Below are 15,233 nucleotides of genomic sequence, written 5' to 3'. Positions count from 1 at the left end.
GGAAATGGAAGTCACTGAAAAGGCTGGCCGTCAATCGGAACACTGGACGGACGTACAGATAGCAGCTCAATGCGGTCGAGGCAAACGGAAATGGATTGGCGGCCGGATTTCGGCGCAGAGCGCCCGGGGATGCACTCCCACACAGAGCGAGGGAACGATCAATGAGTGCAGACCCGAACTGGTTTTAACGGTCAGAACTGAGGGGGTATTTACTGGCCCCTTCCCGGCTAAAGCCGGTCCTACAAGAAATCGCATGGGGGATTGGCGCCGACTGTAGGACCGGCTTCAGCCGGGAAGCTGTTGATCTGCTTGTGATCTGCTGTTGATCTTCATACTCAAAAAGCCCAGACACCACCAAACGCGACTTTGGTGCAGGCGGAACGCAGACGACGCGCAGTGGGCCGAGCCGCATGGATGCGGCGAGAGCGCCGTCAGGACATGGATGTCCGTTCGGCGCGGGCCCACGGAGCGTCGTCGGAGTGAGGGAACCCGACGAAGTCGGGCCAAACCGAGAGCAGGCACTTTTGCTTACTTTTGGTGCTTTTCAAAAGTAAGTCGCCGAAGGCGAAACAGTCTGCCCCCAGGCAGACGCCCTTGATCTTGATCTTGATCTTGATCTTGATCTGAAAGAACCCTACCCCAACCGCTCCTGCACCAAAGCATTCCGAACAATCACCAGCATCGACTCAATATTCTGCCCCCAATCCACCGACCCGCTGATCCGCAAACACTGCTGATGCAACCCCCGCACACTGAACAACTCCCCCGGCGCCACCACGATTCTCTGCTCCAGCAACCGATTGAACACCCGCGCCGTATCCACCCGATGCACACTCTCCAGCCAGATCGACGCCCCGCCTCGGGGCAGCTCAAACTGCACCTCATCCCCCAGATACTGCTCCACCCCGCTCGCCAACTCACCGACCCGCTGCTCAAGACAACCACGCAACTCCCGCAAGTGCCGATCGAACTGCCCCGAAGCGTACAACCGCGCTATCGCCTTCTGCCGGACGGGCGGCAGGCGAAACGACCGCAACACCCACTGCTGATGCAACAGCGCCCGTGAATGCCGACTCAGCAGATACCCGAATGGCGCCTCCAGCCCGATCATCTTGTCAAAAGCACCCACCACCAACAGCCGCTCCGGATCAATCAAATCCCGGAACGGCGAACTGTCATCCTCGAAACACAAAGCGCCATGGGTATCGTTCTCCAGCACCCACACCCCCTGCAGGTTCAGCACCTCCGCCATCCGCGCACGCTGGGCGGAAGGCATCCTCTGCCCGCGAACGGGGTCCATCCGCGACGACACAATCGCCAGTTTCACATCCTCGCGCTGGATCAACGCACCCAGCTCATCAAGGTTGATACCGCCCTGCGCATCCGTGCAGACCTCAATCACCCGGATTCCGTAGGTCTGCAGCGTACGCAGAATGCTCCAGCCACACGGCGACTCCACCAGCACGGCACAGTCGCGTAGCTGCAGCGCTTCGATGACGGTCTTCAAGACGCCGGTCTTGTCCGGCCCGATGAACACATTGTCCGGGTGCCAGCAATGCTCGGTCGATGAGGTGTAGTGGCCGGCCAGCGCCGTGCGCAGCTCGATATCGCCGAAGGGTTCAAAGCGCGGATCGGGCTGGCAGGGATAGTGACGCATGAGGTCGCGTTCAACGCTGAGCAGCGCGCCGTGAAGGGACACCAGCAGGGTGGGCTCATCGGCGCCGAAGACAAACATGTCCGGACGCCGGGCACTGGCATGAAAACGCGTGAACACGTCATCACCTTCCAGGGGCATGTCGTTGCAAGGGTTGGGCAGCGCGAAATAGCCGGACTTGGGCACGGAGCAGATTCGCCCTTCCTTCTCAAGAAGGCTATAGGCGTTCTGCACCGTGGAAATCGACACCCGCAGCCGCCGTGCCAGGAGCCGCAACGAGGGCATGCGCGCGGCGGGCCCGGCAGACAGTTCGTTGGTCAACCTGAGCAGGTAGCGATACACCATCTGGTAGGCAAAATCAGTCTTGTTGTTATTCATCGAATACCCCATCCGTGCGCCAGGCGCAGGGTCATTGAGAAAGCGCCGCGTGGACCGCCCGAGGCTCAGCGCATCACTGCGCGTCAGTTCACCTCACGGCGTTCAACGCCCCGAAATCAGTTCCGTCGTCAGGGCACCGGTGTGCGGATCGATCGTCGTCACCCGGCGTTTGTCGGGGTCGCTTGCGCGAACCCGGGCGATGATCGAGCGCTCGTCGTTGAAGTCCACGTGGCGCTTGGCGTAAAGCGATTGCAGCCCCTTCAGGCTCAGACCGCTGACCTCCACCAGCCAGTGCGGCACCAGGTCCGGGGCCAACTGCCCGGCAAGCGTCTTGTGCAGATCGTTCAGCCCGACCAGCATGCCGGGGTGGTAGCGACGCAGGAAATCCTCGAGCCGCGCGCCGGCGTCGACAAACGGCGAGAACAGCAGGCAAACCCACTGCGTTTCGCTCAGGCCAAATGCCTCCTGGCCATAACCCTCGGCAAGCTGACGGCGATCGGCGATTTTCTCCGGGCTGTCGTAGGCTGCCAGCGCCTGCTTGATCAGGCGTACAGGCATGCGTTTGCGGCGCATCATGGCGGCTGCCAGTTCCAGGTACTCTGCGATGCCGTCGGCGTATGTCCGACCTTCGATGAATTCGGCTTTAAGCCCGCGCAGGTGGGCCATCAGTAAGGGATTGGCGCAGTCTGACTCGCTGAAGCTGAACGCCAGGTCATCAAACCGGAAGCCCAGAAAGTCAGTCAGCAGCCCCCAGTGTTCCTCCGCGCGGTAGCCGATGAGGTCCGCAGCAGTCAGCAAGGTCGGGGCGATGGTTCGGTTCGGGTACACCGGTGGCCGGCTGTAGCCCGACGGTTCTGCGGATTCGCCGTACAGCTCTTCGTAATAGGCGCGCCCGAGGCTGTCGATGACGCTCAATGCCCCACTGAAACCCAGGGTGTGCCAGCGCTCGATTTTCTGCCCCCCGTGCCGCGCCAGACGCATGATCCAGGTCGCGTACTGCTTCTGCTCCTTGAGCGAGTCGCCACTGATCACGGCATTGACGCCGTCCCCCCAGCAGGCGGCACGGACCAGAAAATCCGCCATGCCCAGATAACAGCTGTTGCAGAAAGTGGTCCGCGCATCGCCAGCTGTCAGATGCCCGCCCAGCAGCACGTCGGAGCGATTCTGCTCACGACCCGCCGTCGAAAACGGTAAGTCGGGCTCGAAAATCTGTACGTACTGATGATCGATCACCAGCAGTTCGACCCTCGGGTCGTCGTGCAGAAACAGCGCCGAATAGCAGCGATCAATGTTGCCCATCACCGCCGACGTAATACCCGCATGGCGCATATTCGCGACCCGTAGTCTGAACGTTGCCGGCCCCCGTGCAGCGATACTCAGTTGAGCGGCACGCAACATCGCCACCGTATAGGCGCTGTCCTTACCGCCGCTGAACGGGACCAGCACTTTGTAGCCGCCGATCCTTTCAATCCCGCCCGCTGCGACGATCAAGCGCTGGATCAACAACTGCAACGCTGTTCGTTCGTTTCGATTCAAATAACCCGAAAGCCGCTGCAGCACTTGCTGATAGACAAAGTTCATCGCTTGTTCATGCATTGAACTCATGACTTCAATACCTGACCGATCAGCCTGACGACACTGTTCTCAGCAAAAGGCTTATTAGCTAGACACGCGGCAAGCCCAACAATAACGGACGTGCCGGATTGATTACTAGGCGACGCAGACGGCGGCAGATCAACAAGCATCTTCTCGTTCCTTGAGTCTCTCATTATTGAAACTATTATCGACGCTTGAAGCACAATTACAAGCCAGCCATCGCCGACACGTAAAGGTTCTCCTTTCGACAAATCCAGTTAGGAATTAAACAAGGATGTTTAAATCAGCGTTTATTAAAAGCGAACAGTGCATTGATTCAATTACTTAGGGGATTCATCAACATCGTACACTTAGCGTGTCGATCACTGAATTAAACATCCCATAAACAAAAAAGCCCTCCGGAACTTCCAGGAAGGCTTCAGTGGTACAACGTGACCCGTCACTGACAGGGCGGATAACTTTCAAATCGGTCTCCGGCACCTCAATCCCGACGCCAGGTCAAAAGCGTCGAGCGTTCAATGAGCGCGATGGTCTGCGCTCAGGATGGATCAACCTCAACCACTACACGACCACCTACCGGGCAACCGTCCATCAAACGGTGGGCTTCGACCAGCTGATCGAACGGAAACACTTTAGTAATCTGCGGTAACAGCATGCCATCCGCCGTCATCTGGTTGATGTCGCGCAAGGCACGCTTGATCGCCTCTTCGTCTTGCTTGATGCCCAGCTCCGGCTTGCCGGTGAAGTTACCCACGCAGTGCACAAAGAACTGAATGTTCTTCTGAAACGCTGCACACGCCGGGAACGGCGTCTGGTTACCACCCTGCAGGCCATAAAGAATCAGACTGCCACGGGGTGCCAACACATCACCCAGAATCGACATCTGCGGACCACCCAGACCGTCGAGGACAATGTCCACGCCGCGGTTGTCGGTGTAACGGTTGATCGTCAGAAGCAAATCCTCTTCTTCAGTAACGATCACCTTGTCCGCACCCATTTTCATCAGGTAATCGCGGCAGGCTTCGGTCTTGGTCGCTGCGATCACCTTGATGCCGAGCGCTTTGCCCAGTTGCAGAAACGCAGGGCCCGCGCAATGGCTTGCATCGGTGACCAGTGCCGTTTGCCCTGGTTTTGCCCGCGCCAGTTCAACGAACGCAAAGTACGCCACCAGCATCGGTGTGTAGTGAACGGCCGCCTCGTTGGGCGTGAGCACGTCTGGATAGCGGGTCACGGAAGTCTGGGGCAGCAGAATCAGCTCGCCGTAGACCGGGTACACGTTGACGTCCGCCGAAGGGAAGCTGGCAACCTTGTCGCCCACTTTCAGATCGGTCACGCCATCGCCGATGGCCGTAATGACGCCCGCCATTTCGGAACCCAGGCCGGCCGGCAGGCGAGCCTGGGATGAAGCCAGATTTTGTCGCCACAGCACGTCGTACCAGGTAACGCCGATCGCCTGAACGCGCACTTGCACCTCACCGGGTGCAGGCAACGCGACCGGCAGCTCTTCTACTTTGAGCACCTCGGCCGGACCGAACTGATGAAAACGGATCGTGCGGGACATTTCGAACCTCGCCTTATGAACCTTGATGCCATGAACTCTATCCGGGCGCCGCCGGTAACACTATCAGTGGCTATTAATAGTCGACATGCCTGCCATCGATTCTGATGGCGCAGGCTGCTGCTGAATCTTGCGCGGCCGTCCCGGGCCTGCTGGGCGCACATTGTTGGGTGCTCACCGCGACATTGCAACCCGAAGCCTGAAGATCGATGCATCCCGTGCTCCGCGCAGGCTGCGACGCACCGGATTACAAAGGGCCAGTACGTTGCTATTGGTGTGTTTTTACCGGTCAAGGTTTCATCAGCTACCACCAGTGGGTGCGCCTCGGAGCACATTTACAGCGGTGCAGGAAAATTCAACAATGCAGACAACCGGTATTTACCCGTAATATCCCTGCCTGAGCTGAACACGTGGCGCGCGTCTGGGCCGCCAATGTATCGACCAATGCCCCCGAGACCCCCGTCATGAATCGCAACGACCTGCGTCGCGTCGACCTCAATCTGCTCATCGTTTTCGAAACTCTGATGCACGAACGCAGCGTCACCCGCGCTGCGGAGAAGCTGTTCCTCGGTCAGCCGGCGATCAGTGCGGCGTTGTCGCGATTGCGCGGGCTGTTCGACGATCCGCTGTTCGTGCGCACCGGCCGCAGCATGGAGCCCACCGCGCGGGCCATCGAGATTTTTGGCCTGCTGTCCCCTGCCCTGGACTCCATCTCCACCGCCGTCAGCCGCGCCGCCGACTTCGACCCGGCCACCAGCACCGCGGTGTTCCGCATTGGCCTGTCCGACGAAGTCGAGTTCGCCCTGCTGCCGTCACTGCTCAAGCGCCTGCGTTCGGAGGCACCCGGCATCGTGCTGGTGGTGCGCCGCACCAACTACATCCTGATGCCGGCGCTGCTCTCCTCCGGTGAAATCTCCATCGGCGTCAGCTACACCGACGACCTCCCGGCCAATGCAAAGCGCAAGGTGCTGCGCCGCAGCAAACCCAAACTGCTGCGCGCCGACACTATGCCGGGGCCGATCACCCTGGACGATTTCTGCGCCCGCCCCCACGCCCTAGTGTCCTTCGCCGGCGACCTCGGCGGCTTCATCGACGAACACTTGGAAAAGATCGGCCGCAAACGCCACGTCGTGCTGGCAGTGCCGCAGTTCAACGGTCTGGCCACGCTGATTGCCGGGACCGACATCGTCGCGACCGTGCCGGATTACGCCGCCGCCGTGCTGACGGCTGCGGGAGGTGTGCGCTCGGAAGAGTTGCCGATTGAATCGCGCACGTTCGAGCTGCACATGGCCTGGCGCGGGTCGCAGGACAATGACCCGGGGGAAAGATGGTTGCGGTCGCGGATTCAGATGTTTTTTGGGGATCCGGATAGCCTGTAAAGGAATTTCAGCAGATTCCATAAAATCATTTTATGACAATGAGTCATTGATGATTTAAGTCCGCTGCCCTCTGGGTAAGCCCAATGAATTCCACGACTCATTGGGGACATAACTGGGCCAAGACCGCCAAAAATCGAGAACAGGCCGATGGCGAGATCAAGCCTGTGCGGTGCAGGCCTATGTACCGGCGGCACCGGCGGCTCAGCCGGGCATCGCTTTTACCTAAGCACTACCCCGCTCAAATGCTGGTTTCATGATCCCTTTCGCGGTGTGAAGCTTCAAGCTCCACCCACTCAAACACGCGAATGCGACAAGGGCGTCCATGGCTCAAATGACTTGCATCGAAGATTTGCGCAGGCTTGCGCGCAAGCGAGTGCCGCGCATGTTTTATGACTATGTCGACGGCGGCTCCTGGACCGAATACACCTACCGGGCCAATGAAGCGGACTTTCAGCGTCTGGAATTTCGCCAGCGTGTGGCGTTCGACATTACCCGGCGCAGCACGTCCACCACCATGGTGGACATACCGGTGAGTATGCCGGTAGCGATTGCTCCTACGGGGCTGACCGGCATGCAGCACGCCGACGGGGAAATTCTGGCCGCCCGTGCCGCCAAAAACTTCGGCATTCCTTTCACCCTGTCGACCATGAGCATCTGCTCGATTGAAGCGGTGGCGCAGGCAACCGAACGTCACCCGTTCTGGTTCCAGCTGTACGTCACGCGAGATCGCACGTTCGTGGAAGATTTGATCGAACGCGCGCGCAACGCCAACTGCTCGGCATTGGTGGTGACGATGGATCTGCAGGTGTTCGGTCAGCGCCACAAGGACAAGAAAAACGGACTGTCCATTCCCCCCAAACCGACCCTGCGCAATATCGTCAACATGGCGAGCAAACCGCGCTGGTGTCTGGATATGCTGCGCACCCGCAATCGGCAGTTCGGCAACATCGTCGGCCACGCCAAGGGAGTGGACAACATCAGCTCATTGGTCGAGTGGACACGGGATCAGTTCGATCCGCAGTTGTCCTGGCAGGACGTAGCGTGGATCAAACAGCGTTGGGGCGGCAAGCTGATCGTCAAGGGCATTCAGGACCCTGAAGATGCGCGTCTGGCGGTGGAATACGGCGCCGATGCGGTCATCGTTTCCAACCACGGAGGACGTCAACTGGACGGCGCTGGCTCGTCGATTTCGGCGCTGCCGGGCATTGTCGAGGCGATCGGTCATGACGCTGAGGTGCATCTGGATGGCGGCATTCGCTCGGGACAGGATGTGCTCAAGGCCATCGCGCTGGGGGCCCGGGGAACTTACATCGGCCGCGCCATGCTCTATGGGCTGGGCGCCCAGGGTGAACGAGGGGTGAGTACAGCGCTGGAGATCATCAGGAATGAACTGGACCTGTCGATGGCGTTCTGCGGCAGGACCGACATTCGCAAGGTCGATCGCAAGATTCTGCTAAATCACTGAGCATTGCGCACCGCAGTCAAATTAAGGCGCCACATCCGAGGGGTGTGGCGCCAGGCCCGCGTTCGATTCAGTCAAACCACATTCAGTCGAGCATTGACGGATCAGCCGCGATCATCATCTCTTTCATTTCCTCGAAATGCCGTCGGGAGAAATCGGTGATCCCTTCCCAGCCCTTGGCCGTTTTTTCCGCCACATCGTCTGCCAGCACCCGCAACGGTTGGCCCGTAGACCAGGCCGTCACCAGAATCTGGCACGCGCGCTCCAGGGTCCAGACGTCGTCGAACGCCTCGCCGATATTCGGCGCAATGACCATGACCCCGTGATTACCCATCAGCAAGCGACTCTTGCCATCTAGCAATCCAGCCAGACGCTCGCCTTCGGCTTCTGTGTCGGCCATGCCACCGTACATCCTGTCGACCGCCACGCGATTGAAATAGCGCGCGGTGTTCTGATCGATCGGCGGAACGTGGGGATCGGCAAGACAGGCGACTGCCGTGGTATAGACCGGGTGTAAATGCAGCACGGCGCGGGCTTGCGGCAAGCGCTGGTGAATCTGCCCGTGAATCGACCAGGCGGTCGAGTCCACGTCCGGGTGACCGGCATTGGCCGGGTCGTCGGCGTCCAGCAGCAGCAGGTCACTGGCGCGAATGCGCGAGAAGTGTTTCCACTTCGGATTGATCAAAAACTTTTTGCCATCAGCCGAGACCGCAGCGCTGAAGTGGTTCGCCACCGCTTCGTGCATGCCCAGATGGGCGATGATCCGAAAGGTCGCCGCCAGATCGATGCGCGCTTGCTTCTCGACCGCTTGTTCTTCCACTGTTAGTGCCATCAATCTTTCTCCTTAGGGCGTGACCACAACCAGCGGTGGCCGCGCGCTATAACCTGGTATCAGGGCTTGGGCATCAGGGTGGCGATGTCTTCGTCAGTCGGTGCCTGGAAGTTGTACTTTTTCATCAGCGCGGCGTATTCAGGGGTCACCCGATACTTGTTCAGTGCCTCGACCAGCGCGTTCTTGACCTCGTCGTTGCCCTTCTTCACGCCCCAGCCGTTGAGCACCGGATAAATCAGGGTGTCGGAGGAAATCACTACGCGAGTGCCCAGTTTTTCAACCACACCACGGGCCACAGCCGCATCGGTGATCTGCGCGTCGACAGCGTGGGCGAGCATCGCCTGAGTGGTTTGTGGGTCAGTGGCGTATTCACTGATCGCGATGGGCTGCAGGCCATTCTTGACGCAGTATTCGTCCGACAGTGTGTGCATCTGCTTCAACCACGCCGTCGCGGCCATCGAGCCGACCTTGTGACCGCAGAAATCTTCCGGACGCTTGGGCTGGTACTCGGCACCCTTGAGCGCCAGGATCGATTCACCGCTTTTCAGATACGGGATCATGTCGATGACTTTCACCCGTTCAGCGGTGATGTACATCGAGGAGTTGGTGAGGTCGAAACGCCCGCCCTGCAGACCGGTGATCAGGTTCGGAAAGCGCGTGTCGACAGTCTCGACCTTGCGCCCCATGACCTTGCCCAGACCGTCGAGAAACTCGATATCGAAGCCGGCAGGACGGTTGTTGTCCATATATTCGTACGGGAAAAACGTGACATCGGAACCGGCAATGATCTTGCCGTCTTGTTGAAAGGCCGAAGCCGCCAACGAAGTCACTGCAACCGCTGCGCCGACCAGGCTCAGGGCGATAGGACGAACAACCTTGTGAAACGCTGTCATGGTGAATCCCCGCAAAGTTAAAAGAAGTCAGGCAGTGGCTTGGTCTTGCCCGGCTTGCTGTACAAAGAAAGAGGCGCCGCGTGGCTTCTGCGGCAAACGCATATGATTGGCCGTGGAACGCACGAGGCCGCTTTCCTCACCGGCCACCATCAGGCCGGAGTGTTCGCTGGGCAGGGGGTTGTCGCCGAATGGCAGCGCGTCTTCAGCGGCATACACGCCGATGAACAGCGTGCGCGGCAGTTCGGTCTCGTTAGGGCTTGAAGCGTGCAACAGACGGGTGTGCATGAAGCACACGGAACCGGCCGGGCCGAAACAGGCAACGGGTGACTGGCAGTGGGCCTGGACGACCTCGTCATCCACCGCGCCGGTGAAGCGCTGATCGTGCCAGTGCGACCACAACGGTCCTTTATGGCTGCCGGGGATAACGTTCAGCGGGCCGTTTTGCGGCGTCACTTCGCTGACCATCAACAGCGCGGTAACGATGTCGTCGTTGCTGTGAGGCGTGAACAGGAAATCCTGGTGCCACTTCACCTGAGTGGCAGTTTTCGGCAGCTTGGAATTGATCTTGCTGTGATGAAAGCGCGTACCACCGCCCCCGATCAATTGCGCGGATATCTGCGCCATCCGCGACTGCAACGCAACGCGCTTGTAAACCGGCGAAATCTCGGTGGGCGAGCTCACGCGACGCAGCGAAGGGTGATCTGCGCGGTGATCGCCTTCGAGGTCAAACCGCAGACGACCGTCAATGGTTTCGCCCCAGCCCTGCTGATGAGCGCGACTGTCTTCAACCCACTGGTCGAAGTCGTGCTGCAACGCCGCCACTTCGTCTGCCGACAGGACCCCTTCCACCACCAGAAAACCGTCCCGGCGGAATTGCTCAACCTGCGATTGCTCGATCATGCGCTTACCTTCTTGAAACTCGAACGATAAAAGTGGTCACGCCAGCGAAACGTCTTTGAGGAACGATTCAACGCGTGGGTTTTGGCCGCTGCGCAGCACGTGGGGCTTGTCGTCGCACACCACGCGGCCTTTCTCCATGAAGACGATCCGGTCGGAGACCTTGAAGGCGAAATTCATTTCATGCGTGACGATCACCATGGTGATGCCTTCCTGGGCAAGGGCTTCGATGACTTGCAGCACCTCGGTCACTTTCTCCGGGTCCAGCGCCGAGGTCGGTTCGTCAAACAACATGATCTGTGGACGCATCATCAGCGCACGGGCAATCGCCACACGTTGCTGCTGACCGCCGGATAACTGATGCGGGTATTTCCAGGTGTGATCGAGCATGCCGACCTTGTGCAGCAGTGCGTAAGCCTGTTGCTTGAGCTCCGGCAGACTGCCGAGGCGGTGGTAACGCGGCGCCATCAGCAGGTTGTCAAGCACCGTCAAGTGCGGAAACAGATTAAAGCTTTGAAACACCATGCCGATGTTCAGGCGGTGTTCGGCGTGCTCGACGTACAGAGGTTTCTGGGCGCCCTGCTTGTTCAGGTGAATGAAGGGCTGACCATTGATCTTGATGTCACCGTTGTCGATCTGCTCAAGACCGTTGAGCAGACGGATCAGCGTGGTCTTGCCCGAACCAGACGGCCCGATCACCGACACCACCTCACCAGGCTGAACGTTCAGGCTGACGGCCCCCAGCACCTCGACGTTGTTGTAGGCCTTGTGCAGACGGGTGGCTTGCAACGCCGGGACCTGTGGCTCGGTGGCCGCTTCACGCTGAATGACGGTGCGCTGCTGTGTCGCCAGCGCCAGCACCTCGGCGTCCGGCACGCGGGAGACATTGCGCTGATTGACGTCCAGATACTGCTCCAGCCGCTTGAGCAGGAAATCGAACACGGTGACGATCAGCACGTAATAAAAGGCGACCGCCGCCATCGTCTCCATCACCAGAAAATTCTGCGAGTACAGACGCTGGCCCACCATGAGGATCTCGGTCAGCGAAATGACGGATACGAGGGAGCTAAGCTTGACGATCGAGATGTATTCGTTGGCCAGCGAAGGCAATGCAACCCGTAGCGCCTGAGGAATGACCACCCGCCATTGGGTGCCGAAGAACTTCAGGCCCAGGGCTCGCGCGGCCTCGGCCTGACCCTTGTGGATTGACAGCAGACCGCCGCGATGAATTTCCGCCACATAGGCTGTTTCGCAGAGCACCATTGCCAGCAGACCGGCCCAGAACGGATCGCCCAGCACCACGGACGCGGCAGGAAAGGCCTGTGGGATGTTGTAGACGAAAATCAGCAGCACCAGCAGCGGTATGCTGCGAAACAGCCAGATGTAGGCACGTGCTGGTGCGTTCAGCAGTGGACGTTTGGATTGTTTGGCCAGCGCCACGAAGAACCCCAGGCCGATGCTCAATACCCAGGTCGCGAAGCTCAGCTTGATAACGGTCCACGTCGCTCGCCAGAACTCGGCATCGAACAGCAAACCAAACATGTAATTCCAGTCGAATGTCATCGTCGCTGCGCCCTACAAAAAAATCTGAATGTGCAACCTGGCGCCCTGCTCCAACGCGTCTTACGGTGTGCACCGATGAAACGAGATTCGTGGAGGGAGGCACTCATGGTCAATTAGGATTAACTGGAGCAGTGCGTAGGCAGAACCGATGCAGCGCCCCGCTGTTGAGTTGCCCGTCCGTGACTGCATAACCGGCGGGCGAGCAAGTCGCGTCAAAATGACGCGTAACCCATTCCATTCGCGGGCGGTCGCAACACTTTGGTGCACTGAGGTTCCAGCCATCATTGGGCTCGTCTGATACCTCCAGTCTGCAGGCTCGGGGTCTTTGCTTAAATTCGTTTCTGGTTTACGGCTGGGGCGGGTAAATCCGAAGCAACCGCACCCGCCGGGGTGACCAACGCTGGTGCACCCGCTTAGTCAGCCGTAGGTGCCGGGCGTACAGCGTGAGGGTCAAAGAAGCTGGGCGCGGCCATGCCAGGGATGTATTGATCGGAAACGAACATGCGGCAGCGCTCGGTAAATGCGGATACCACACGGGACAATTGCGCGTTGGTAGCCGTCGCGTAACCCAACTGCAACGGGTGCAATCCGCCCGCCAGACGAATGCGGATCAAGCGCTTGCCGTCTTGAGACATATTGCCCTTAGGGCGGGCATTGGCAATGGTGTAGCCGATACCGTTGCCGACCATCGCGCGCACGGTTTCGAGGTTGCTGGAACGCATCACAATGTTCGGCGTGGTGCCTGCCTGAAGGAACAGGCTGAGGAAATATTCCCGACTCCACGGGATATCCAGCAGCACCATCGGGAAGGATTCCAGGTCCTGCAAACTCACCGTGGGCAGATGGGCCAATGGGTGGTAATCCCCAACCATGACGTAGGGCGGCAATTTGGCCAACGGCTGGAAATCGATGTCAGCGCTGGCCGCCAGGTCGTAGGTCAGCGCGATATCAATCTCGGCGCTGCGCAGTTTTTCCAGCAATTGCTCGTGATCGCCCTCCACCTGAGTGATCCGCACGCCGGGAAACGCGCGCCCGAAACCGAACACCAGCTCCGGCGTGATCATCGGCGCGAGCGAATGCAGACACCCCACCCGCAAGGGGCCGCGCACCGTGTTCAGTGACTCTGAGGCGATCGTATAAAGGTTGCTCATCTGTTCAAGGATGAGTTTGGCCTCCTGCATGACCTGCCGCCCCACTGCCGTGAGCGAGATGCCTTGCGCGTGATGACGAATAAACAACTGAATGCCCAGTTCGGCCTCCACGTGAGTGATCGCCGCCGAGATAGACGGTGATGACACATGAATGCGCTCCGACGCCGCGCTGATACTGCCAGCTTCCCCGGACGCGACGAAATATTCCAGCTGGCGTTGAGTAATACGGCTGAGCATCACGCCCTCCCCATCTATAACGAGCGGGCGAACGACAGCGCCGACCCTTTGAATGAATCACTTTGCACAGGCACGGCTGCACGGTTCATGCCGGACCGGCTCCCAGCCGCCTGCATGCGACGCGGTGCCACAGCATTGGCACACGCGAGAACGGGGTTCGGCTTTTCCTAAGCTATACGTTCAAAAAGCAGAATTTCTCAAAGACGGTCCCTTGATCACACTGGCCCCATGGCTGGATGAAGCTCGCAAAGCGGCTGTGCCTTCTAGACGTGCTGTCGTTGCTGCGGCATCGGCGAAACCGATCCAGGTCGATTCTCTTTAGGAAACTCAAATGTCAGTGGAAAAAATCAACACCTTGGTGGTCGGCGCAGGCCAGGCGGGTGTCGCGATGAGCGAACATCTTTCCCTCATGGGCGTGGAGCACGTTGTCCTGGAGCGCAGCCGAATCGCCGAACGCTGGCGTTCGGAGCGCTGGGACTCGCTCGTTGCCAATGGCCCGGCCTGGCATGACCGCTTCCCGAGCATGAAATTTACCAACATCTCGCCGGAGGCCTTCCCGCCGAAAGAACGCATGGCGGACTACTTCGAAGACTACGTCGCCATGTTGCAAGCGCCTGTGCGTACCGGCATCGAAGTGCTGAAAGTTGAGCGCCACGTGGGGCGGCCCGGCTTTAAGGTCACCACGTCCCAGGGCGTGATCGAGGCGTCAAACGTGGTCGCGGCCACCGGTCCCTTCCAGCGTCCAGCGGTGCCAAACATCGTTTCCGGGCAAGTCAGCGTTCAGCAACTTCATTCGTCGGATTACAAGAATCCAGCGCAATTGGCAGAGGGTGCCGTGCTGGTGGTCGGCGCAGGCGCGTCGGGCTCGCAGATCGCTGAAGAATTGCAAAAAGCCGGGAAGAAAGTCTTTCTCTCGGTGGGCGAACACTACCGCCCTCCTCGCTCTTATCGTGGCCGTGATTACTGCTGGTGGCTGGGCGCGTTAGGCCTTTGGGACGAAGTGCGTATCACGCCGAAGAAAAAACACGTGGCCTTCGCGGTCAGTGGCTATGAGGGCGGCAAAACCGTTGATTTCCGTCGCCTCGCCCATCAGGGCATCACGCTGGTGGGCCTGACCAAAGCCTGCGAGGACGGACTCATGACGTTCGAGCCTGGTCTGGCAGCGAACGTGGCTGAGGGCGACCGGGCTTATTTCGACGTGCTGCGTGACGCGGATGCGTATATCGAGGAGAACGGTTTGCCATTCCCGCCGGAACCCGAGGCGTGGGAGCTGCTGCCTGACCCGGATTGCCTTACGAATCCGCTGTTGAGTCTGGATCTCGAAGAAGCTGGCATCACCACGATCCTGTGGGCCACGGGCTTCAAATTCGATTTCAACTGGCTGCAGGTCAATGCGTTCGATGAGAAAGGCGATCCGTTCCACAAACGCGGGATCTGCGCAGAAAGCGGGATCTACTTCCTCGGCCTGCCGAACCTGGTGAACCGCGCGTCCTCGTTCATCTACGGGGTTTGGCATGACGCGAAATACATTGCCGATCACATCGTTTTGCAGAATGACTACAAGGCGTACGAGCGGTCCTGACGTGGCCGCCTGGGCGTAGCGGATGTTGCCCGGGCCTATCCGCTGCCCAAG

Annotated in this window: 11 protein-coding genes; 3 read left to right on the top strand and 8 right to left on the bottom strand. The window is 59.4% G+C overall.

Annotation, left to right across the window (positions count from 1 at the left end; translation table 11 throughout):
- Window positions 1-634: 634 nt before the first annotated feature.
- From FX982_RS18375 to FX982_RS18365, 3 genes are all read right to left on the bottom strand, one after another.
- Entirely contained in the window at window positions 635-2,032 is a 1,398-nt protein-coding gene (locus FX982_RS18375) for a PLP-dependent aminotransferase family protein (protein ID WP_172611942.1), read from the bottom strand.
- A gap of 102 nt (window positions 2,033-2,134) precedes the next feature.
- Complete coding sequence (locus tag FX982_RS18370; protein WP_172611941.1) at window positions 2,135-3,637, bottom strand: hypothetical protein; 1,503 nt, start codon at window positions 3,635-3,637, stop codon at window positions 2,135-2,137.
- 529 nt (window positions 3,638-4,166) lie between these two features.
- Window positions 4,167-5,189, bottom strand: a complete 1,023-nt coding sequence (locus FX982_RS18365; RefSeq protein WP_172611940.1) for a zinc-dependent alcohol dehydrogenase family protein — start codon at window positions 5,187-5,189, stop codon at window positions 4,167-4,169.
- Window positions 5,190-5,650: 461 nt separating this feature from the next.
- Here FX982_RS18365 and FX982_RS18360 point away from each other — a divergent pair, with 461 nt between their 5' ends.
- Both FX982_RS18360 and FX982_RS18355 read left to right on the top strand, forming a co-directional pair.
- Window positions 5,651-6,565 (top strand): LysR family transcriptional regulator, encoded by a 915-nt coding sequence (locus FX982_RS18360; RefSeq protein ID WP_065990323.1) that lies wholly within the window; start codon window positions 5,651-5,653, stop codon window positions 6,563-6,565.
- A 322-nt stretch (window positions 6,566-6,887) separates the two neighbouring features.
- Window positions 6,888-8,030 (top strand): alpha-hydroxy acid oxidase, encoded by a 1,143-nt coding sequence (locus FX982_RS18355; protein WP_172611939.1) that lies wholly within the window; start codon window positions 6,888-6,890, stop codon window positions 8,028-8,030.
- 82 nt (window positions 8,031-8,112) lie between these two features.
- Here the strand turns inward: FX982_RS18355 and FX982_RS18350 are convergent, their stop codons facing one another.
- From FX982_RS18350 to FX982_RS18330, 5 genes are all read right to left on the bottom strand, one after another.
- Complete coding sequence (locus FX982_RS18350; RefSeq protein ID WP_172611938.1) at window positions 8,113-8,859, bottom strand: class II aldolase and adducin N-terminal domain-containing protein; 747 nt, start codon at window positions 8,857-8,859, stop codon at window positions 8,113-8,115.
- 59 nt (window positions 8,860-8,918) lie between these two features.
- A complete protein-coding gene (locus FX982_RS18345; protein WP_172611937.1) occupies window positions 8,919-9,752 on the bottom strand; it encodes an ABC transporter substrate-binding protein in 834 nt (277 codons plus the stop codon).
- Window positions 9,753-9,779: 27 nt separating this feature from the next.
- Window positions 9,780-10,652 carry a phytanoyl-CoA dioxygenase family protein gene (locus FX982_RS18340; protein ID WP_172611936.1) on the bottom strand — a complete coding sequence of 291 codons (873 nt, stop codon included), beginning with the start codon at window positions 10,650-10,652 and terminating at the stop codon, window positions 9,780-9,782.
- A 36-nt stretch (window positions 10,653-10,688) separates the two neighbouring features.
- On the bottom strand, window positions 10,689-12,212 hold the full coding sequence (locus tag FX982_RS18335; RefSeq protein WP_172611935.1) for an amino acid ABC transporter permease/ATP-binding protein: 1,524 nt from the start codon (window positions 12,210-12,212) through the stop codon (window positions 10,689-10,691).
- Between the two features lie 413 nt (window positions 12,213-12,625).
- Window positions 12,626-13,600 carry a LysR family transcriptional regulator gene (locus FX982_RS18330; RefSeq protein ID WP_172611934.1) on the bottom strand — a complete coding sequence of 325 codons (975 nt, stop codon included), beginning with the start codon at window positions 13,598-13,600 and terminating at the stop codon, window positions 12,626-12,628.
- A gap of 331 nt (window positions 13,601-13,931) precedes the next feature.
- Between FX982_RS18330 and FX982_RS18325 the strand changes: the two genes are divergently transcribed.
- Window positions 13,932-15,182, top strand: a complete 1,251-nt coding sequence (locus FX982_RS18325) for a flavin-containing monooxygenase (protein ID WP_172611933.1) — start codon at window positions 13,932-13,934, stop codon at window positions 15,180-15,182.
- Window positions 15,183-15,233: the final 51 nt, after the last annotated feature.

Source organism: Pseudomonas graminis (assembly GCF_013201545.1).
Taxonomy (GTDB): domain Bacteria; phylum Pseudomonadota; class Gammaproteobacteria; order Pseudomonadales; family Pseudomonadaceae; genus Aquipseudomonas.
This window is presented reverse-complemented; position numbering and strand designations above follow the sequence as displayed.

What these genes read in the sequence shown, in the direction of transcription:
- FX982_RS18375 (WP_172611942.1), bottom strand. Translation starts at nt 2,032, where the DNA reads ATGAATAACAACAAGACTGATTTTGCCTACCAGATGGTGTATCGCTAC.
- FX982_RS18330 (WP_172611934.1), bottom strand. Translation starts at nt 13,600, where the DNA reads ATGCTCAGCCGTATTACTCAACGCCAGCTGGAATATTTCGTCGCGTCC.
- FX982_RS18325 (WP_172611933.1), top strand. Translation starts at nt 13,932, where the DNA reads ATGTCAGTGGAAAAAATCAACACCTTGGTGGTCGGCGCAGGCCAGGCG.
- FX982_RS18340 (WP_172611936.1), bottom strand. Translation starts at nt 10,652, where the DNA reads ATGATCGAGCAATCGCAGGTTGAGCAATTCCGCCGGGACGGTTTTCTG.
- FX982_RS18370 (WP_172611941.1), bottom strand. Translation starts at nt 3,637, where the DNA reads ATGAGTTCAATGCATGAACAAGCGATGAACTTTGTCTATCAGCAAGTG.
- FX982_RS18335 (WP_172611935.1), bottom strand. Translation starts at nt 12,212, where the DNA reads ATGACATTCGACTGGAATTACATGTTTGGTTTGCTGTTCGATGCCGAG.
- FX982_RS18355 (WP_172611939.1), top strand. Translation starts at nt 6,888, where the DNA reads ATGGCTCAAATGACTTGCATCGAAGATTTGCGCAGGCTTGCGCGCAAG.
- FX982_RS18360 (WP_065990323.1), top strand. Translation starts at nt 5,651, where the DNA reads ATGAATCGCAACGACCTGCGTCGCGTCGACCTCAATCTGCTCATCGTT.
- FX982_RS18345 (WP_172611937.1), bottom strand. Translation starts at nt 9,752, where the DNA reads ATGACAGCGTTTCACAAGGTTGTTCGTCCTATCGCCCTGAGCCTGGTC.
- FX982_RS18350 (WP_172611938.1), bottom strand. Translation starts at nt 8,859, where the DNA reads ATGGCACTAACAGTGGAAGAACAAGCGGTCGAGAAGCAAGCGCGCATC.
- FX982_RS18365 (WP_172611940.1), bottom strand. Translation starts at nt 5,189, where the DNA reads ATGTCCCGCACGATCCGTTTTCATCAGTTCGGTCCGGCCGAGGTGCTC.